Here is a 19,562-nt window from a genome sequence, read left to right on the forward strand (position 1 = left end):
TTGGGGTTAACTAATCTCTAATTAGTTTCTAGTCATTGCAGTTAACATACCACCGTAAACTCCGTTTAAAGAAGAAAGGTTAGTAGATAAAGATGCCATCTGATCTTTAAGAGCTGATGCATTTTGTACAACTTCTTCGTTTACCGAAGCTTGTTTGCTAGCACTCTCTAACTGTACTTTATATAAGCTGTTCAACGACTCCATTTGAGCTGCAGCTTGTACCATTTCATCAGAATACTTTCTTGTAGACTCCATAGCGTCAACTGTTGGGGCAATACCCTTAGCTGCACCTTCGAAATTACGGATACTTGATCCAAGACTTTCCATTAAGCTAGCGTCAACACCGGCTTCTTTTAATAAATCGTCTAATTTACCAGACAATGAAGCTTCTGCTTCTTTAATTTCTTGAGCTTCGTTGCTTCTTGCAACTCCCATAGAAGCACCACCGGCTAATTCTGGATATACTAAAGACCAATCGTACTCGTCATCTACTGGCTCAAATGCACTAATTGCAAAAATAAGAGCTTCTGTAATAAGACCTACCGCTAATAGAAGACCACCTGTTAAAGGTCCGAACTCCCAGTGAAGAATCTTGAACAATGCTCCAATAATTACTACCGATGCACCAAGGCCGTAGGCCATGTTAAATAATTTTTTTGTTGATTTTGACTGTGCCATAATTTAAGGTTTAATTTAAAAATTAATGTTAATAATAAAGATTTGGTTTACTGTTTGATTTGTTTATCATCATCTTCTATGGCTAGAAGAATCCGATGGTGTATTTGTATTTGTGTATTTAAAACTTTTACTAAAGTAATATTCCGACTTGATTTTTGAAATACTACTAATATTGTATTTTTATCTACTGGTTTTCCTGTACTGTAGGCAATACTTTTAGCCAGCTGTGTTATTCTTATAATAGTATTTACTTCTTACTTTCTATTGAGTTGAATCTTCTTCTCCCATGTAATCTTGAACGGTTCTAAAACCAATGTAGCTACGTGCAGAATCTGCATATTCGTAATCTCTAGTACTTACCTGTAAGAAGTAAGCAACATCTTTCCAAGAACCACCTCTGATAACTTTTCTAGCATTTGCCCCATCGCCACCGTTAGGGTTCATTGTAGAAACGAATTCGTAAGATGATGGATCATAGCTAGAATTTGTCCATTCAGACACGTTACCGGCCATGTTGTAAAGATTAAAATCATTAGGCTCATATGATTTGGCTTCTACAGTATACAAAGCTGCATCTGCTGCATAATCACCTCTTTGTGGCTTAAAGTTTGCCATAAAGCAACCTGTGTCACTTATTACATAAGGACCACCCCAAGGGTAAGTTCCTCCTTCAATACCACCTCTTGCAGCATATTCCCATTCTGCTTCGGTTGGCAATCTGAATTTATTCACAAATTGTTTTCCCTTACTTTTTTGATCGTCATTCTTGAATTTCGTTCTCCAGTTACAAAATGCTTTCGCTTGCTCCCAAGAAATACCAACTACTGGATACTCACTGTATGCATCATGCCAGAAATAATCATTATGCATTGGTTCGTTGTACGAATATTCGAAATCACGAATCCAAACCGTTGTATCAGGATAAATCTCAAGTTCTTCTTGACGGATAAAATCTTTTCTTCTTCCTGTTCTAGAACGTGCAGCAGCTTCGATATCCATCCAGCTATACTTGTACTTCAGCTTAGTAACATCAACAGTACGCTGACCGTTATAAGACTCCTCTTCAGGGATGTACAATGAATCCATAACCTCTGTATAGTACTCATCTGGATAATCTGAAATATCCCAAACAAGATCTTGGTCTTTATTCAATGCACGTCCTTCAAAACCAGTCTCGCCCATGCCGGCATAATTATCCAACATGTACTTGTCATAAGCCGAAAGTTTAGTCGTATCCGCATCTTTAAATGCATACTCGCCAATACCTTCATCTTCTGGCCCTAGACCTAGTTCGTCTGCCAAAATGGCCAATTTTGTTCTAGTAATGGAATCTTGTACCCATTCTACGAACTGGCGATACTCGCTATTCGTAATCTCGGTGTCATCCATGTAGAACGATCGGACCGTTACGGTCTTTGTTGGTGCGTTTTGCATTTTTGCCTTGGTCCTCTTCGGATTTTCCCATGATAAAGGATCCTCTTGGAATGAGTTCCATCCCATGAGGTTTCTCAGGATACCACTTCTTTCCTTGGACCCCGACTAGCTCTCCCTTTGTCTTTGATCCGCAACTGCTGAGCAAAAAAACAAACGCTATAGATGATAACAATAGCTTTTTCATACTTTAGGTTAAATTTCGATTCTGGTTATAAACTGCAAATACTATGATTTAATTCTACACTCTAAAACTGTGATTTCATCAAATTATTGTATCAATAGCAATTATACTATATATTTTTTTTAATCAATTAAAACCTTTTTTATAGGCCTTGAACCACCGTTCAGGAATGTTTTGGTCGCACGCTTCCAAATAGTCCTTTTTAGTGCATGGTAATAACGCCGATGAATTTGATTTAGTATGCGGCGTTAGTATAGAAGGTACCTCTACCCACCACCTATTTGTTAGGTGACTCTTGTGAAAGGTAAGCTCTTCGGTATCTGTGGGTACAATATACTTTGTAAAGTTTTCACTACTCTCAAAAGGCGATTCGTTTCTTCTAAAATTGTAACCTTCGATGAAATACCATATTATCTGGGCCATCAGCTGACACGATTGATTCGTATTTTCCATTTCATAGATGCCAAAAATACTCACTTTATCACTAATTCCCGAATATCTTGCTATGGCACATATCTCTCTTCCGGTAAATCCATTGGGCGAAAAATCATTAGATAATCCAATTTCACTAGCTCTAACCGCACGGGCATCCATACTTATCATATGTGCATTACGCAACACAGGTTCGGCCAAAGATATATCTGAACCGAGCTCTCCCAAACGGTAGGCGTCAAAAAAGAGACGCTCCATTAGGTCTATTTCTTCTTGCGCATTAAAATAGCTTTGATATCCTATATTAGAAAAATTGAACAGGTTATTAGGCTTGTCTGTAATAATCTTACTCATGTATGAATGTGATGAGATAAGCTCATCATCCATGCCAAAGTCGAATCTACTATCTACCGCAACCAGGTTTACCAAATCTATAATACCGTCAAAAGAACGGTAGGCAGGATATGTGATATCTTGAGTTGCTCCTATTATTATGGGAATTATCTTTTTTTCAAGAAGGGCCTTGAGTGTATTCTTTACTACAAAATAGGTATCCTCTACAGTCGCCCCTTCTTCAATATCGCCCATATCGGCCAATTTTGAATTCCAGTTTCCCAACAATAGCTTATAAAGCTGAATACGAATAGCGGAAACATCTAGCTTCTCTGTCTTCTTTTCAAAAGCGTTTCTAGACTCTTTTACTCCTAAAAGAGCAATGGAAACATTTTCTAGATCAGGCAGACCATCTCTATTGTTATGTATCCTTGTATGCTTGCCCAAAGATTGGGCGGCAAATAGTTCGCAGTGGGCCATTACTTTGTCTTCTACTGGAACTAAAAAATCAAATGCCATTTATTTTTTAAGATTATTTATGTTTAAATCACAGAGACGCATATAATGCGCCTCTATTTTCTATATTTTAATACTATAAGTATATAACCAACACCAGCTTACTTAGGCCTGTTACTTTTTTGCTTTTGGCTTCGCTTTAGCCTTAGCCTTAGGTTTTGCTTTAGCTTTAGCTTTTTTCTTTGGAGTTTTTTGCTCAATGAGCTTTTTAGCTTCGTCCAAAGATATTTTTGTTGCATCTACAGATTTAGTAATCTCTACCTTAATCTTCCCCTTTAAGATATTGTGACGGCCCCATCTAGCTTTTTCTATACGAATACCTTCATCTGGCCAATTCTGTACAACTTTATCAATCTCTTTCTGCTTTTTAGCCTCAATCAACTCAATAAGGTCATCATTCGATAGATTATCAAAATCATATTTCTTATTAACGTTAATGAACATACCATCCCATTTAATGAACGGTCCAAATCTACCTGTACCTTTCGTTACCTCTTTATCTTCATAGGTATATATAGGTGCATCTGCCTTTTGCTTTTCCTTTATTAACTCTACGGCACGATCAAAATCTACATCAAAGGCACTTTCTCCTTTTTCTAATGATACAAATTTCTTGCCAAAACGTACATAAGGTCCAAACCTACCCACGTTAGCCTCTATCTCTTCTCCTTCATAAACTCCTAGCTTTCTTGGAAGCTTAAAAAGTTCCATAGCCTCATCATAAGTAATACTAGCCAATGACTGTTCGGGCAATAGACTTGCAAACTTTGGTTTTTCTTCATCATCAACAGTACCCATTTGAACCATAGGTCCAAAACGACCCAATCGCACAGATACCTGACGGCCAGATTTAGGATCTTCACCCAAAATACGTTCTCCACTAGCACGATCGGCATTTTCTTGAACATCTAGTACATTAGGATGAAAGTCTTTATAAAAATCTTTCATCACTTTTTGCCAATCCTCTTCTCCCTCGGCTATCTCATCAAAGTTTGCTTCTACTCTCGCCGTGAAGTTATAGTCCAGAATAGTAGCAAAGTGACTTACCAAAAAGTCGTTTACAATCATTCCTATATCAGTAGGCACAAGCTTACCTTTATCGGAACCTACCATTTCAGAAAGATTTTTTACTTGTACTGCTCCTTCTTCCAAGAGTAATTGTACATAAGCTCTTTCCGTTCCTTCTATAGTACCTTTCTCTACATAACCTCTATTCTGAATAGTAGAAATTGTTGGCGCATATGTAGACGGTCTACCAATACCCAATTCTTCAAGCTTCTTAACCAATGATGCTTCTGTAAAGCGGTATGGTGGTCTTGAGAAACGTTCAGTTGCCGTTATATAATTATTCTGTAAAGCTTCACCTACCTTCATAGCCGGAAGCATACCTTCCTGCTCTTCCGCCGTGTCTTCTTCATCAAGCCCTTCCATATATACCTTAAGAAAACCATCAAATTTGATAACCTCTCCGTTAGCGGTAAACTGCTCTGAATGCGTACTTGCCTGAATCTTAACGTTCGTACGCTCCAATTGGGCATCACTCATTTGAGATGCTATGGTACGTTTCCAGATTAATTCATATAATTTGGACTGATCACGTTCTAGCGATGGAGACTGATTTGTAATTTCCGTAGGTCTAATGGCCTCGTGAGCTTCTTGTGCTCCTTTAGATTTCCCTTTGAATTTGCGAACAGTACTATATTTCTCACCGTAATTATCTATAATAGCATCTTTAGTTGCGGCAATAGCCTCACTAGAAAGGTTAACACTATCAGTTCTCATATAGGTAATAAGACCTGCTTCGTATAATCTTTGCGCAACTTGCATGGTTCTACCTACTGAAAAATAGAGCTTTCTTGAAGCTTCCTGTTGCAAAGTTGAAGTTGTAAAAGGTGCCGAAGGCGATTTTTTAGCTGGTTTCTTATCTAAGTTTCCAACCGAAAAATCTGCTCCTATATTTTCATCCAAAAAGGCTTGAGCCTCTTTTTGCGAAGGGAATGTTTTATTCAGCTTTGCTGTAAACACACTACCTTCTAAGGTTTTGAAAACTGCAGATATTCTAAATGATGCTTCTGCCGTAAAACCTTCAATATCACGTTCACGCTCAACAATAAGACGAACGGCGACAGATTGAACCCTACCTGCAGAAAAGCCTTGGTTTTATTTTTTTCCATAATACTGGAGAAAGTTCGTAACCCACCAAACGGTCTAAAACCCGTCTTGCTTGCTGGGCATTTACTAAGTTATAGTTTATTTCACGCGGATTTTCGATCGCTTTTTGAATAGCCGATTTGGTAATGGAGTTAAAAACAATACGTTTGGTCTTGCTTTTATCTAATTTTAAAGTCTCCGCCAAATGCCAAGATATAGCCTCACCCTCTCTATCCTCATCACTCGCGAGCCATATAATCTCTGCTTTCTTTGCAAGGTCTCCTAGTTTTTTAACAAGGGCCTTCTTGTCCGTATCGACAATATATTTTGGTTCAAAATTATTCTCTACATCTACACCCAGTTCTTTGGAAGGCAAATCTGCGATATGTCCAAAACTGGACTCTACCTTAAAGTCTTTTCCTAAAAACTTTTCTATCGTTTTTGCCTTTGCGGGGGACTCTACTATTACTAAATTCTTAGCCATTCATGGTTTGTTTGATAAAACAAAAGTAATTGAATTTTTTAATTAGATGCCATACCTTATATAATAGGTATAAAAAAACACCCCAATAAATAGAGGTGTTTTTAATTCATTTGGCAGTTACTCACTTTAAACTGAACGTGCTGAGCAAGCTTATATCGTTGTTTAAATATTTATATTGATAAAGCTCTTTATCCCCTATCATAAGGAGAGAATCATCAAGGGGTATAACATCATAAGTAATTATATCTTTAAAATGACTTACCAACTTCAAGTCGTTTACGTCTGTCTTATCGTACACCTTTAAACCATCATCTCCATCGCAAACAAAAAGTAAATTATCTTTAAAACCTATGCCATAAGGACCTTTTAATGGATAAAACTTCTCCAGTTCAGGGTTTGCCAAGTTTGAAACATCTACTATATAAAGTCCGCTTTCAGTACCTCCGCAAGAATTTTCGCCTCTTAGAGTTACAAAAGCATAATCGCCATCTACTACCACCGGGTCGCAAGCCGTACCATGTACAAACTCTGAAATATATTCCGGTTTTTCAGGTGATGAGATATCATATATATACATTCCTTGTGTTCCGCCTACAAATAAGATATCACCTTGATTATATATTGTTTCAATGGCACCGTTAACATAAACATCCTCAAGAGTCTTTGGATTATCTAAATCCGAAATATCAAAAACGCTGATACTAGACCATTCTACTGCATACAAATAATCTTCAACAATTTTAAATCTAGCCAAGGAACCGCCTTGCCCAGTATCACCCCCAGATATTGATTCCGCAGCACTATCATTAAGAGCTATATCAACATTAGTATCATTAACCCCGTATTTAGTTTTAAGTTCTTCTTCCGAAAGTCGTTGCGATTTAACTTTCCAACCCACAATAGCTTCTTTGCTAGCGTCAAAGTCTCCATAATCATAAAAATCTGCTTGTGGCCAATCTACATCAAAACCAACGGTACACCAGAATTGCTGATAGATAGCGTCTTCTATTCTTTGTACCATTGTTATATTATTGATGTCCGAAATATTCATGATGACCAAATCACCATAACTATCTGCATACAAGCGGTCATTTTTTATGGAAATATCGTGATTACCTTCAAGCTTTATAAATGAAACAGCCTCGGGATTTACAGGATTGTTATTGTCTATGACATGAAAACCTCTGTTGACGTCATTAACAAAAACATAGTCATGGTATGCATAAATTTTCCCGGATTCATTAATAGGCACAGGTTCAGTAACCTCAACAGCCTCTTCTTTAAATCTTTTTAAATCTGTAGTTACCGGTGTTGCCACAAGATATTCTTCTCCAGATACATCATCTTTATCATCGCTACAGGAAGAAAAAGTGACTATAGCTGCAATCAATATTAAACAAAGGTTCTTTTTCATAGTTTGGCTTTTATTTAAAAAACAGTCGATACGCTTACCGACTTATCTACAAATCAGATACACCAACTTAACATACGTTGCGTATGTAAATAGAAAAAACTTATTTATCCGCTGAACTGCCTAACAAAGTTTGCTCCCTTTTAAATATTAAGCCGGTTGAAATTGTTTCAAATATTATGGTATAAGAATCCCAAGACTACGGTTAATTTATAAGTTATTAGAGTTTTTAGTTATTCGTTAAATTTTTAAGTCTCATCCATGATATTTTGTTTTCATCCGATGACATAGATTCTTTTGGGCCAAGTTTTATCCCAAAAGCTCCAACAAAAATATCTACATCTCCATCATTATCATAATCCTCTACATCTATAGTTTGCCAACCAATTTTTGGAGTATTAGCCACACTTGTTGGTTTATACTTATCTGCTCCCTCATTGATCAGCAAAACAATACTTTTAAAATTTTCATCATTTAGATTTCCAAAATTAGAAACCGTAATAATATCTTTTTTACCATCTAAATTAAAATCTGCCACCCTTATTTTGCTTGCACCGTGGTAAGGATAAAAGTATGATTCCATAAACCCTCCTTCATTTTGACTCACATAAACACGAACTCCATGATAATTCTTTAATACCTCAGAATAATCTGCGTTATCGCCATTACTAACGACAATATCTAAATCTCCATCATTATTCATATCCACAATTTCAAAATCATTCACTCCAAAAGCTGGATGAAACTGTAGAAGTTTTTTAGAAGTAACCTTATTCCTTTCAAAAAAAAAAGCAAGTAAAGATTCGCTTTCCTGTGTAAATAAGGCTAATAACTCCTCCTTGCCATCATTATCAATATCTACGAATTCAATTTTTATACTACCAGAAAGCTCTTGTATAACATGCCTCTCATATAATAAATCACCCTTGTTTTCATACCAAGCCAAGCTACCTACTGTATTTCCAAATTCACAGACTACAACATCTTCAAAACCGTCGCCATTAACATCATTTTGCAAAAAATCTACCGGTCTCCTTAATCCGTCAATAAATATGTTTCCTAATTTCAACACCCCACTCTCTTCGTCCGAGGGATACAAAGACCCTATAGTTAATAAAGATTGTTCCTCTTTGAGAAAAGACATCCTCACGGGTGGGCTTGCTAACTTTCCTTTTTTAATTATTTCTCCATCAACAGTAACTTGTATTAAAGAAGAATTTCTACCATCACCTAAATACAATTTTCTTGTTTTAGGATTATAATCTAGCATGGTAACTATTGAAGAAGGAATACTATCATAAGAAAATGTTTTAATTTTAAATATAGAATTGTCTGTTAATATAGGCTGCTCATAAAGCTCAATTTCCTTGGGCGCTGTTATTTTGTAATACATAACCAACTTTTCCCATTCTTTCTGAGATAATAATGGCTTACTTGGGTAGACATCTCCAGATGAACCTTTTTCATAATATTCAGGACCATGATTAGACATCCCTAATCGCAAACCCATTTCTGGTAATGTTTGAGAAAGCCAAATGTTTGAGGGCAGTAAAGATGGTGCCGGAAACATATGACATGAAGCGCATAGCGTTTTTGCTAACACTTCTCCTTCAGATTGTTTTTGCTTTGGCTCACAGCTTAATAGTGTACAAAGTAAAAAAGCAAGCAACAACCAACTGTAGGGATTCTTATAAGCGATCGTAATCTTCAAACTCAAACAAATTAATTATGGTAAATGTAAAGATGATTAAAAATCAAAACATATTGTTTTTATTAAGGTGTTTTGTTTTTTCTTAAACTACTCAAACAGCCAATTTTAGAATTTTTATAAAAACTTTACACCTGTCAATTTGTCATCAGTTTGATTTTAGCGTTATCTTTGCTGCCCATTAGTTTAGAAAGGTTACAATAGATATGGAGAAAATTATAGACGAATCGCTTCAGGGTTCTGCATGGCTCTTAAGAAGAAAAATGCTAATGGCAAGAAGCTTTACATTGAAAGCTATGGGTGCCAGATGAATTTTTCAGATAGTGAAATCGTTGCATCTATACTAGCCAATGAAGGCTTTGACACAACTCAAAATCTGAATGAAGCGGACCTAGTCTTAGTAAACACCTGTTCTATACGGGAAAAAGCTGAACTAACGGTTCGTAAGCGTTTAGAGAAATTCAATGCTATAAAAAGAGACCGTCCTCATATGAAGGTTGGTGTACTTGGCTGTATGGCAGAGCGTTTAAAGCATCAATTTTTAGAAGAAGAAAAAATAGTGGACATGGTCGTAGGGCCAGATGCCTATAAGGATCTGCCCAATTTAATCCAAGAGATAGATGAAGGCCGCAATGCCGTAAATGTTATTCTTTCTAAAGACGAAACCTATGGGGATGTTTCCCCTGTAAGGCTTCACTCTAACGGTGTAACCGCATTTGTTTCTATTACCAGAGGTTGTGATAACATGTGTACGTTCTGCGTGGTCCCTTTTACCAGAGGCCGCGAACGTAGTCGTGACCCACAATCTATATTGGACGAAATAAAGGACCTTTCCCAAAGAGGTTTCAAAGAGATTACACTTTTAGGCCAAAACGTAGATAGCTATTTATGGTATGGTGGTGGATTGAAGAAAAATTTTGAAAAAGCTACAGATATGCAAAAGGCTACAGCTGTAAACTTTTCACAATTGTTGGAAAGAACAGCCTTAGCCTACCCTAAAATGCGTATTCGTTTTTCAACATCAAATCCACAGGACATGACGTTGGATGTTATCCACACCATGGCCAAACATAAAAATATTTGTAACGCCATTCACCTTCCAGTGCAAAGCGGAAGCAATCGTATCTTAAAAGAGATGAACAGGCTTCATACCCGCGAAGAATATTTTGAACTTATTGATAATGCCCGTAGAATTCTTCCTGACTGTTCTATTTCACAAGATATGATTATCGGTTTCCCAACAGAAACAGAACAAGACCATAAAGACACCATGTCTTTAATGGAGTATGTGAAATATGATTTTGGGTATATGTTCACGTATTCTGAAAGACCATGGGAACTATGGCCGAACGTAAAATGGAAGATGATGTTCCGGAAGAAACAAAAAAACGAAGACTTTCAGAAGTCATCGCTCTTCAAAGACAACATTGCCAAGAACGTACACAAAGACACTTAGGCAAAGTTCAAGAGATTTTAATTGAGAGTACTTCAAAAAAATCTGATCAACATTTCATGGGCCGCAACTCACAAAACACCGTTGCCGTTTTCCCAAGAGAGAATTATAAAGTTGGTGATTTTGTTATGGTGCGAATGGATGAATGCACTTCCGCTACCTTAATTGGAGAAGCCGTAGGATATTCAGAAAACAATTAAATACCAATACCCCCGAACCACAGAGCCATGGAAAATATACAAGCCATAAAACAACGATTTGAGATTATTGGTAACGACCAAAAACTCAATCGCGCTATAGAGAAAGCCATTCAGGTAGCCCCTACTGATATTTCTGTTTTAGTAACAGGTGAAAGTGGAGTTGGTAAAGAGGCTATCCCTAAAATAATTCATTCGCTTTCGCATAGAAAGCACGCCAAATACATTGCCGTAAACTGTGGTGCTATTCCAGAAGGAACTATTGACAGTGAACTTTTTGGTCACGAAAAGGGAGCCTTTACAGGAGCAACACAAACCAGAAGCGGTTATTTTGAAGTAGCCGATGGCGGAACTATTTTTCTAGATGAAGTTGGCGAATTACCCCTTACCACACAAGTTAGATTATTAAGGGTACTTGAAAATGGAGAATTTTTAAAAGTAGGATCTTCACAGGTTCAAAAAACCAATGTGCGAATTGTTGCGGCAACGAACGTAAATATGTTCGAAGCCATTAAAAAGGAAAAATTTAGAGAAGACCTCTACTATAGATTAAGCACTGTTGAAATAAGTATCCCACCATTGCGCGAGAGACAGGGCGATATTCATTTGCTCTTCAGAAAATTTGCCTCTGATTTTGGACAGAAATACAAAATGCCAACCATTCGCTTAGATGATGATGCTGTAGACCTCTTACTAAAATACCGCTGGTACAGGTAACATCCGCCAGTTAAGAAACATTGCGGAACAAGTGTCCGTACTTGAAGAAAGCAGAAGCATATCGTGGGCAACACTTAATGGTTACCTACCAAATTCTAATAATTCCAACCTTCCTGCGGTTGTTGGACAAAAGAAAGCCGAAAGTGATTTCAGTAATGAAAGAGAAATTCTCTACAAGGTTCTTTTTGATATGAAAAGCGACCTTAATGACCTAAAGAAACTCACCTTAGAGCTAATGAAAAACAATGATGGCGAAAAGGTTCAGGAAGAAAACGAAGGCCTCATCAAAAAAATCTACGGCGATAATGGTGAAGAAGTAGAAGATGACTACAGGGATTCTCACGAAGTTCTGCGCTTGCCAGAACCTAGAGCAGAGATGCCTGCACCAAAACCACCAACAGAAGATAAGTATCATTTTGCCGAAGAAATTCAAGAAGAAGAAACCCTATCTTTACAAGAAAAGGAAGTTGAGCTCATAAAAAAATCATTAGAACGTAACCGCGGAAAGAGAAAAGCCGCTGCTGCGGAACTTGGTATTTCAGAACGCACACTATACCGAAAAATAAAACAATACGATTTGTAGCGGCCCCATAATGTTAATGAAGCGGAAGCTGAAACGCCACAACCTTAATACCTAATAGAATTTTGAAAAAGAACGCATACATAGTTTTTAGTTTAATTTTAGTCCTTACCCTAAACGGCTGTGGTGTTTATAACTTTACCGGAGGTAATGTAGGTACGGCCACTACTTTTACGATACCTACTTTCCAAAACTACGCTACTCAAAACATGGTTCTACTTTTGAACCTATGGTCTAGAAAGAGATTTTACGTTAGCGCTGCAAGACCGTATTTTAAACCAGACAACTCTTGACTTGGCTTCTTCAAACGGAGATTTATTGTACGAAGGTGAAATTGTAGAATACCGTATATCCCCAATGAGTGCAACAGCTAACCAGACCGCTGCTCAAAACCGTTTATCTATGGCAGTAAAAGTACGTTTCTACAATAAGACTAAAGAAGATGCAGATTTTGAACAACGCTTTTCTTTTTTCTATGATTATCCCGCAAACTCACAGCTTTCCTCAGTAAAAACTGAAGCATTAGAAACAATTTTTGAACGAATTACCCAAGACATATTTAACGCATCATTAGCAGATTGGTAAGTTGTATTCAGCTTACAAAAAAAACCTAAGAACCAACATACCTATTAGTAACCCTATAGAATGAACGTACAAGATTTTACATACTTATTACAGCACCCAGATAAAGTGGTCTCTCCTATTCAGACCAAACAACTGGAAGATGTGTTAGAAGAGTATCCGTATTTTCAGGCAGCACGTGCTTTGCAATTAAAGGGTCTTAAAAATCTAAACAGTTTTAAATATAATAATTCACTAAAGGTAACCGCAGCCTACACCACTGATCGCGACGTCCTTTTTGATTTTATTACTTCAGAAGAATTTTTACAAAATACCATTGCCGATAAAATATCTGGTAAGACGATAGCTTTGGTGGATACTGAAATAATTTCGGAAGAAGTTGAGAACACAGCAAATGCCGATAGCTCAACAGAAATTCCAATACCTCTAACCCCTGCCGATGCAGATAAACTTTTAGACCCACAACTCTTTAGATCCAAAGACCCTAAGATTGACGAAGAAATTGCAGAAGCAAAAAGAAAAGCTTCAGAAAATTTAGAACTAGGAGAACCCCTACCCTTCACCAAACGAGAGAAATATTCGTTTGCAGAATGGCTGCAACTCACCACATTCAAATCGGTTAAGAGAGATGACGATAAAACATCAACCACTAAACCTGTTGAAGTAGAGCCCGAGGCAATCGCTTTTCCTTTAGAAGAAGAGATTTTAAAGAGAAAGAAGTTTGACCTTATTGACAAATTCATTGCAGATAATCCAAAAATTAATCCGAATAAAGACGTTCAAAAGGTTGTGATTGAAACTTCTGTCACCCTTGATAAGAAAGAGCTGATGACAGAAACTTTGGCCAAGGTTTATCTAGAACAGAAAAAGTATAAAAAAGCGATTCAATCTTATAAAATTTTAAGTTTGAAATATCCGGAAAAAAGTGGTTTCTTTGCAGACCGAATAAAAGCGGTAGAGAAGTTACAACAAGATAATAAGTAAAGTAGTTATGAGTACGTTTACCATATTTTTAATCCTCATTGTTATAGTCTGCTTTTTGCTAATCCTAGTCATCATGGTGCAAAACCCTAAAGGTGGCGGGTTATCCTCCTCTTTTGGTGGCGGTGGCAGTCAAATTGTAGGTGGTGTAAAAAAGACAGGAGATTTCCTAGATAAAAGTACTTGGACATTATCCATACTACTAGTAGTTCTTATATTGGCATCTAACGTTGCCCTTAAAGGAAACTTTAGTGACACCGATTCAAAACTTTTAAACGGAGACGGTATTGAGACCGTTGTTCCGGAAACAGTTCCAGAAGCTTTGCCAGAACAGGCACCTGCTCCGGTAAGTACGCCTGCCGAATAGCTATAAAATTTCAAACATAACATATAAAAATGCCAGCTTAGTGACAAGCTGGCATTTTTGGTTTAACAATGTGTCAGTTTTCATCTAATGGCATAATTTCTGCCCATTAGGATTCAAGAATATAATTTTTCAAACTAAAAACTAAAAATATGGCAAAAGTGAACATTAAACCATTAGCAGATAGGGTTCTTATCGAGCCTATGGCTGCTGAGACTAAAACAGCATCAGGTCTTTACATTCCAGATACTGCCAAAGAAAAACCTCAACAAGGTAAAATCGTTGCAGTTGGACCTTAAGCACCAAGGATGAAAAGGTGACAGTTAAAGTTGGCGATACTGTTTTATATGGTAAATACGCAGGCACTGAGCTTAAGCTTGAAGGCGTAGATTATTTAATGATGCGTGAAAGTGACGTTTTAGCTATCATATAGTTTCTTTCACATTCTAGCAACCACTAGAGTTTTTAAAGAAATACATAAGATTAATTTAAAATACTCTCACTTAGGTGAGAAAAACAAATACTAATATTTATTATGGCAAAAGATATAAAGTTTGATATCGATGCACGCGACGGCCTAAAAAGAGGTGTCGATGCATTGGCAAATGCGGTAAAAGTAACATTAGGACCTAAAGGTAGAAACGTAATCATCAGTAAATCTTTTGGTGCCCCACAGGTAACTAAAGATGGTGTTACCGTTGCAAAAGAAATTGAGTTGGCCGACCCTCTAGAAAACATGGGCGCCCAAATGGTTAAAGAAGTTGCTTCTAAAACTAATGATCTTGCAGGTGATGGTACTACTACTGCCACTGTTTTAGCTCAAGCTATCGTTAAAGAAGGATTGAAGAATGTTGCCGCTGGTGCAAATCCAATGGATTTGAAAAGAGGTATTGATAAAGCTGTAGAAGCAATTGTTGCCAACATAGCAAAGCAATCTAAAAAAGTAGGTGATTCTTCTGAAAAAATTAAGCAAGTAGCTTCTATTTCAGCTAACAATGACGAAACCATTGGTGATTTAATCGCTAAAGCTTTCGGAAAAGTTGGTAAAGAAGGTGTTATCACCGTAGAAGAAGCTAAGGGTACTGACACTTATGTTGATGTTGTAGAAGGTATGCAATTTGACAGAGGTTACCTTTCTCCATATTTTGTTACCGATTCTGAGAAGATGGTATCAGAATTAGAAAGTCCTTATATCTTATTGTTTGACAAGAAGATTTCTTCAATGAAAGATCTTCTTCCTGTATTGGAGCCAGTTGCTCAATCAGGAAAACCACTTTTGATTATTGCTGAGGATGTTGATGGTGAAGCATTGGCTACTTTAGTTGTAAACAAATTAAGAGGTTCTTTAAAAATTGCTGCTGTTAAGGCTCCAGGATTTGGTGACCGTAGAAAAGCAATGTTAGAAGATATCGCAATATTAACAGGTGGTACAGTTATTTCTGAAGAAAGAGGATTCTCTTTAGATAACACTACTTTAGATATGCTAGGTACTTGTGAGAAAGTACAAATAGACAAAGACAATACTACAATCGTTAACGGTGGTGGCGTTGCAAAAGATATCAAAACAAGAGTTAATCAGATAAAATCTCAAATTGAGACTACTACTTCTGATTATGACAAAGAAAAACTTCAAGAGCGTTTAGCTAAGCTAGCTGGTGGTGTTGCCGTACTTTACGTAGGTGCAGCTTCTGAGGTTGAAATGAAAGAGAAAAAAGACCGTGTAGATGATGCTTTACATGCAACGAGAGCTGCAGTTGAAGAAGGTATCGTTGCAGGTGGTGGTGTTGCTTTGGTAAGAGCTAAATCTATCCTTGCTAAAATAGCAACCGAGAATGAAGATGAAGCAACAGGTTTACAAATCGTAGCCCGTGCCATTGAAGCTCCTTTAAGAACTATTGTATCTAATGCAGGTGGCGAAGGTTCTGTAGTAATTGCAAAAATCCTTGAAGGTAAAGGTGATTTTGGTTACGATGCAAAATCAGAAACATATGTTGATATGATGAAAGCCGGTATTATTGATCCTGCTAAAGTAACTAGAGTAGCGTTAGAAAATGCTGCATCTGTTGCTGGTATGATCTTAACTACTGAATGTGCTTTAACAGATATTAAAGAGGACACTCCTGCTGGCCCACCAATGGGTGGAGGCGGAATCTAAAGATGATGTAATCCGTAGCACGGATAAGCAACTATTAGCTTGGTTGTGCTAACAACTTAAAAACCGCTCTTGTAAATTCAAGAGCGGTTTTTTTATGTACATATATCGAACAAAAAAACCATCCTTTTTTAAGAGATGGTTTTCCTGTCCGATATCTAAACCCTACCGGGTTTACTAACTACTTCTTTCTAGGAGCAGCTTTCGGAGCGGCCTTTTTACCAGCTTTTGCTGATAACGGCTTAACAGATGATTTACCTGCGTTTTTTGCTTGTGCCATAATTTCTAGTATTAAATAAAACTAATCTAAGATATATCACTTTTTGATTCGTTATATTTCTTTAGCTAAAAATTAACTAAAATATTTTACGCCGTTTTTATTCAATCAAAATCAGCTTTAATACCCTAGCTAATAGTTATCTACTCTTAATGATTAGCACCATCATCTGAATTATCCTCTCTATATCTACAGCAAGGATGAACACTCTCATATGCTTCTTCTGTTGCTTTCAATTCTTTGGTATCGTGACCAACAGCAACAATGGCAGTTTTGATTTTCATTGCGTCTGTTTTGCGCTCATCCATGATTACCGCTAACTGATGTGTAGGAATATCCCAAGCAGCATATTTCACACCTTTTACATTAAGAGCGGCCTTTTCTATACGCTCTTTACACATGGCACATTTACCATCAACATCAAAAGTCATTTTCTTGTTCTTTTCCTGAGCGAACGTTACCAAGGAAATTAAGGTCATTGCAATTGATAAAATTGTAGTTTTCATATATCTTATTATTTATTTCCGTTATTAAATTTTAATTCTAAAGCCTCCATAGAACATTCTTCCCATGATAGGCGCATATATTATAGTCGTATCAAAATTAGGGCCAAAAGGATTATCAGCTCCTAAAACCGGATTATCCTGCTGCACACCTGCTAAGTTCTCCCCTCCTACATAAACTTCAAACGTATTAGAGAACACTTTTGTTATCTGGCCGCTCATATGATTATAAGGAGACGAATAGGCTGCCAACTGATATGCTACAGGATTTGCACTTGTATCTGGCAAACGCTTTTTACCTAAGCTATGTAACGTATAATCAAACTTCCACTGAGCACCATTGTCTTTTGCTTTTGTCTTGTAACCCAAGTTAGCAAAAAATAAATTCTGCGCCTGTAACGGCTTCTGTAGATTACCGCTTTTATAATCAGTAGAGACATCATAATATTTATAAGCTGCACGTAAATCAAGATAAGGCAAAAGTTCATAATCAACTTCTACTTGAAAGCTATCAGCCCTACTTTCTCCATCTAAATTATAAAATGATACTTCTTGCGGAGTTTCCCAATCTACAACAATCTGGTTTTTAAAATCAGTAATGTAGTAATCCAAAGTTATACTCCCTTTTCTATTTAAAAAATTAAAGCCTTGCAAAAAACTAACCCCATAGTTCCAAGCGTCCTCTGGATCTAAACCATACACTTCTCCCCCTGAATTTAAAATTTTAATTTCTCTAGAAGATGCAAACAACTGCTGGTTCTCCGCAAAAATATTGGCTGCTCGTTTTCCGCGTCCAAAAGAACCTCGTAAACTACCTTTTTCCCAAGGAGTATAACGTATGTGAAATCTAGGTGTAACGAACGTACCTAATCTATTATGATTATCTACACGAAGTCCCGCCGTTAAACTCACCTTCTCCAAGTTCTCATAACTGTATTCAACAAACGCTCCAACAGACCTATCCTCTCTTGAATAATCTGTTTTATTCACCAACTCATCATACCCATCATAAGCAAATGTAAGTCCGGTTTTAAATTTGTTTCTAGTATCACCTATTATAGAATTGAAAAGTAAGTTTGTATAAATACTTTCATGGTTAATGTCATACGTTTTAATTCCAAAATACGAATCCTGTTTATGCAAGCTATACGCAGTTTGAAAACCAAAACTTTGAAATGGCATTTCTGGAAAAACGTAACCTAGTTTTAAAGAAGTATCAAAGCGGCGCGTGTTAATTTCACCACCCCACACTTCGTCTTCGCTCAGTGTTGGGGTTTCGGCTTCGCTCGGTATTGGTAGTACTGCTTTATTATCTACTCTATCCGTAGCCGGGTTAAAATTGGTCTGCCCTACTTGCTTTTCATCATTCAAAAACCGGACATTGAAAAAGCTCACCCAACCATTTTCAGCATCTTGGTACTGCCAACGATTCATTACATTAAGCTGATTAGCCAAAGGAGCATCAAGAAATCCGTCTCCGTTATCATCCTCTTTTTGGGTTCTTTTATTCCCGTGGATGTAAATACCGGTACTCCATTTATCATTCAGTTTTTTATTGAAGTGAGTATTTAACTCGTATCGCCCGTTTTCATTACCATATGCATTTATGAAAACAGCATTATCCGTAAGCGGTTTAACCAACTCGGTATTTATCTGCCCAGAAATACTCTCATACCCATTAACCACACTACCAGCACCTTTGGTTATCTGAATACTTTCAATCCAAGTTCCGGGAGTAAAAGTTAGACCATATGCCTGTGAAGCTCCACGAACCATAGGAATATTCTCTTGAGTGATTAGCAAATATGGACTGGTCAACCCTAGCATCTGAATCTGTTTTGTACCCGTTAACCCATCCGAAAGATTTACATCTATTGCAGGATTTGTTTCAAAACTTTCTGCCAAATTACAACAAGCTGCCTTCAACAACTCCGCACTATTTACAGTAACCACATTTTGCGGGCTGAAATACGTTTTCTGTATATCATCTCGCTCTTGCTGCACCACTACCTCATCTAATTCGTTTGAAGGATTTAGCTTTACACGAACACTTTTAGCCTTATCCACAGTTAATGTATCGGACTCATACCCCACATAACTGATAATTAATTTATTATATTCTTTTTTAAAGGGAATAGAGAATTTCCCTTCTATATCAGACACGACTCCTATCTGCGAGTCCATCCAATACACATTTGCACCAGCAATCCCCATTTTAGATAAATCACCTTCTTCTAGCACTATACCTTCTACTTTTTCCTGAGAAAAAGAAAGCCAAGGTAGCAGTGCAGAAATCAACACTATTATATATTTATTCATATTTCTTTGATGAAATTTTATCAATTAACTTTTATCTATCGGTAATACTCGTTCTGAAAACCGAAAACATGAAATAGAAATAAATGGCGAAGTCAATAATACATTAGCT

General features: G+C 37.0%; 11 protein-coding genes and 5 pseudogenes. 8 read left to right on the forward strand and 8 right to left on the reverse strand.

Annotated elements, in window-relative coordinates:
- Window positions 1–21: 21 nt before the first annotated feature.
- The 6 genes and pseudogenes from porL to Q5W13_RS05645 all read right to left on the reverse strand — a co-directional run bounded on the left by porL (window position 22) and on the right by Q5W13_RS05645 (window position 9,331).
- Window positions 22–678 carry a type IX secretion system motor protein PorL/GldL gene (gene porL, locus Q5W13_RS05620; protein WP_155598107.1) on the reverse strand — a complete coding sequence of 219 codons (657 nt, stop codon included), beginning with the start codon at window positions 676–678 and terminating at the stop codon, window positions 22–24.
- 261 nt (window positions 679–939) lie between these two features.
- A pseudogene (porK, locus tag Q5W13_RS05625) lies at window positions 940–2,296 on the reverse strand (T9SS ring complex lipoprotein PorK/GldK).
- Between the two features lie 123 nt (window positions 2,297–2,419).
- Window positions 2,420–3,577 carry a formimidoylglutamase gene (locus Q5W13_RS05630; protein ID WP_304445652.1) on the reverse strand — a complete coding sequence of 386 codons (1,158 nt, stop codon included), beginning with the start codon at window positions 3,575–3,577 and terminating at the stop codon, window positions 2,420–2,422.
- Between the two features lie 111 nt (window positions 3,578–3,688).
- Window positions 3,689–6,209, reverse strand: a pseudogene (topA, locus tag Q5W13_RS05635) (type I DNA topoisomerase).
- 121 nt (window positions 6,210–6,330) lie between these two features.
- Window positions 6,331–7,623 (reverse strand): LVIVD repeat-containing protein, encoded by a 1,293-nt coding sequence (locus tag Q5W13_RS05640; protein ID WP_304445653.1) that lies wholly within the window; start codon window positions 7,621–7,623, stop codon window positions 6,331–6,333.
- Between the two features lie 226 nt (window positions 7,624–7,849).
- Window positions 7,850–9,331 carry an FG-GAP repeat domain-containing protein gene (locus Q5W13_RS05645; RefSeq protein ID WP_304445654.1) on the reverse strand — a complete coding sequence of 494 codons (1,482 nt, stop codon included), beginning with the start codon at window positions 9,329–9,331 and terminating at the stop codon, window positions 7,850–7,852.
- A 203-nt stretch (window positions 9,332–9,534) separates the two neighbouring features.
- Between Q5W13_RS05645 and miaB the strand changes: the two are divergent.
- The 8 genes and pseudogenes from miaB (at window position 9,535) to groL (ending at window position 16,357) form a co-directional block, all read left to right on the forward strand.
- A pseudogene (gene miaB, locus Q5W13_RS05650) lies at window positions 9,535–10,981 on the forward strand (tRNA (N6-isopentenyl adenosine(37)-C2)-methylthiotransferase MiaB).
- A gap of 27 nt (window positions 10,982–11,008) precedes the next feature.
- Window positions 11,009–12,278, forward strand: a pseudogene (locus tag Q5W13_RS05655) (sigma 54-interacting transcriptional regulator).
- Between the two features lie 62 nt (window positions 12,279–12,340).
- Complete coding sequence (locus Q5W13_RS05660; protein ID WP_304445655.1) at window positions 12,341–12,568, forward strand: hypothetical protein; 228 nt, start codon at window positions 12,341–12,343, stop codon at window positions 12,566–12,568.
- Window positions 12,546–12,860, forward strand: a complete 315-nt coding sequence (gene lptE / locus Q5W13_RS05665; RefSeq protein ID WP_304446469.1) for an LPS assembly lipoprotein LptE — start codon at window positions 12,546–12,548, stop codon at window positions 12,858–12,860. Before Q5W13_RS05660 ends, lptE begins: the two co-directional genes overlap by 23 nt.
- A 60-nt stretch (window positions 12,861–12,920) precedes the next feature.
- On the forward strand, window positions 12,921–13,841 hold the full coding sequence (locus Q5W13_RS05670; protein ID WP_304445656.1) for a DUF8458 domain-containing protein: 921 nt from the start codon (window positions 12,921–12,923) through the stop codon (window positions 13,839–13,841).
- Between the two features lie 7 nt (window positions 13,842–13,848).
- Complete coding sequence (gene secG, locus Q5W13_RS05675; protein WP_155598097.1) at window positions 13,849–14,205, forward strand: preprotein translocase subunit SecG; 357 nt, start codon at window positions 13,849–13,851, stop codon at window positions 14,203–14,205.
- A gap of 149 nt (window positions 14,206–14,354) precedes the next feature.
- A pseudogene (locus Q5W13_RS05680) lies at window positions 14,355–14,635 on the forward strand (co-chaperone GroES).
- A gap of 102 nt (window positions 14,636–14,737) precedes the next feature.
- Complete coding sequence (groL, locus tag Q5W13_RS05685) at window positions 14,738–16,357, forward strand: chaperonin GroEL (protein ID WP_304445657.1); 1,620 nt, start codon at window positions 14,738–14,740, stop codon at window positions 16,355–16,357.
- A 423-nt stretch (window positions 16,358–16,780) separates the two neighbouring features.
- Here groL and Q5W13_RS05690 read toward each other — a convergent pair whose 3' ends face one another.
- On the reverse strand, window positions 16,781–17,137 hold the full coding sequence (locus Q5W13_RS05690; RefSeq protein ID WP_155598095.1) for a heavy-metal-associated domain-containing protein: 357 nt from the start codon (window positions 17,135–17,137) through the stop codon (window positions 16,781–16,783).
- Between the two features lie 24 nt (window positions 17,138–17,161).
- Window positions 17,162–19,453 carry a TonB-dependent receptor gene (locus tag Q5W13_RS05695; RefSeq protein ID WP_304445658.1) on the reverse strand — a complete coding sequence of 764 codons (2,292 nt, stop codon included), beginning with the start codon at window positions 19,451–19,453 and terminating at the stop codon, window positions 17,162–17,164.
- Window positions 19,454–19,562: the final 109 nt, after the last annotated feature.

It is taken from the genome of Zobellia laminariae, assembly GCF_030553095.1.
GTDB lineage: Bacteria > Bacteroidota > Bacteroidia > Flavobacteriales > Flavobacteriaceae > Zobellia > Zobellia laminariae.

What these genes read in the sequence shown, in the direction of transcription:
- porL (WP_155598107.1), bottom strand. Translation starts at nt 678, where the DNA reads ATGGCACAGTCAAAATCAACAAAAAAATTATTTAACATGGCCTACGGC.
- Q5W13_RS05630 (WP_304445652.1), bottom strand. Translation starts at nt 3,577, where the DNA reads ATGGCATTTGATTTTTTAGTTCCAGTAGAAGACAAAGTAATGGCCCAC.
- Q5W13_RS05640 (WP_304445653.1), bottom strand. Translation starts at nt 7,623, where the DNA reads ATGAAAAAGAACCTTTGTTTAATATTGATTGCAGCTATAGTCACTTTT.
- Q5W13_RS05670 (WP_304445656.1), top strand. Translation starts at nt 12,921, where the DNA reads ATGAACGTACAAGATTTTACATACTTATTACAGCACCCAGATAAAGTG.
- secG (WP_155598097.1), top strand. Translation starts at nt 13,849, where the DNA reads ATGAGTACGTTTACCATATTTTTAATCCTCATTGTTATAGTCTGCTTT.
- groL (WP_304445657.1), top strand. Translation starts at nt 14,738, where the DNA reads ATGGCAAAAGATATAAAGTTTGATATCGATGCACGCGACGGCCTAAAA.
- Q5W13_RS05690 (WP_155598095.1), bottom strand. Translation starts at nt 17,137, where the DNA reads ATGAAAACTACAATTTTATCAATTGCAATGACCTTAATTTCCTTGGTA.
- Q5W13_RS05695 (WP_304445658.1), bottom strand. Translation starts at nt 19,453, where the DNA reads ATGAATAAATATATAATAGTGTTGATTTCTGCACTGCTACCTTGGCTT.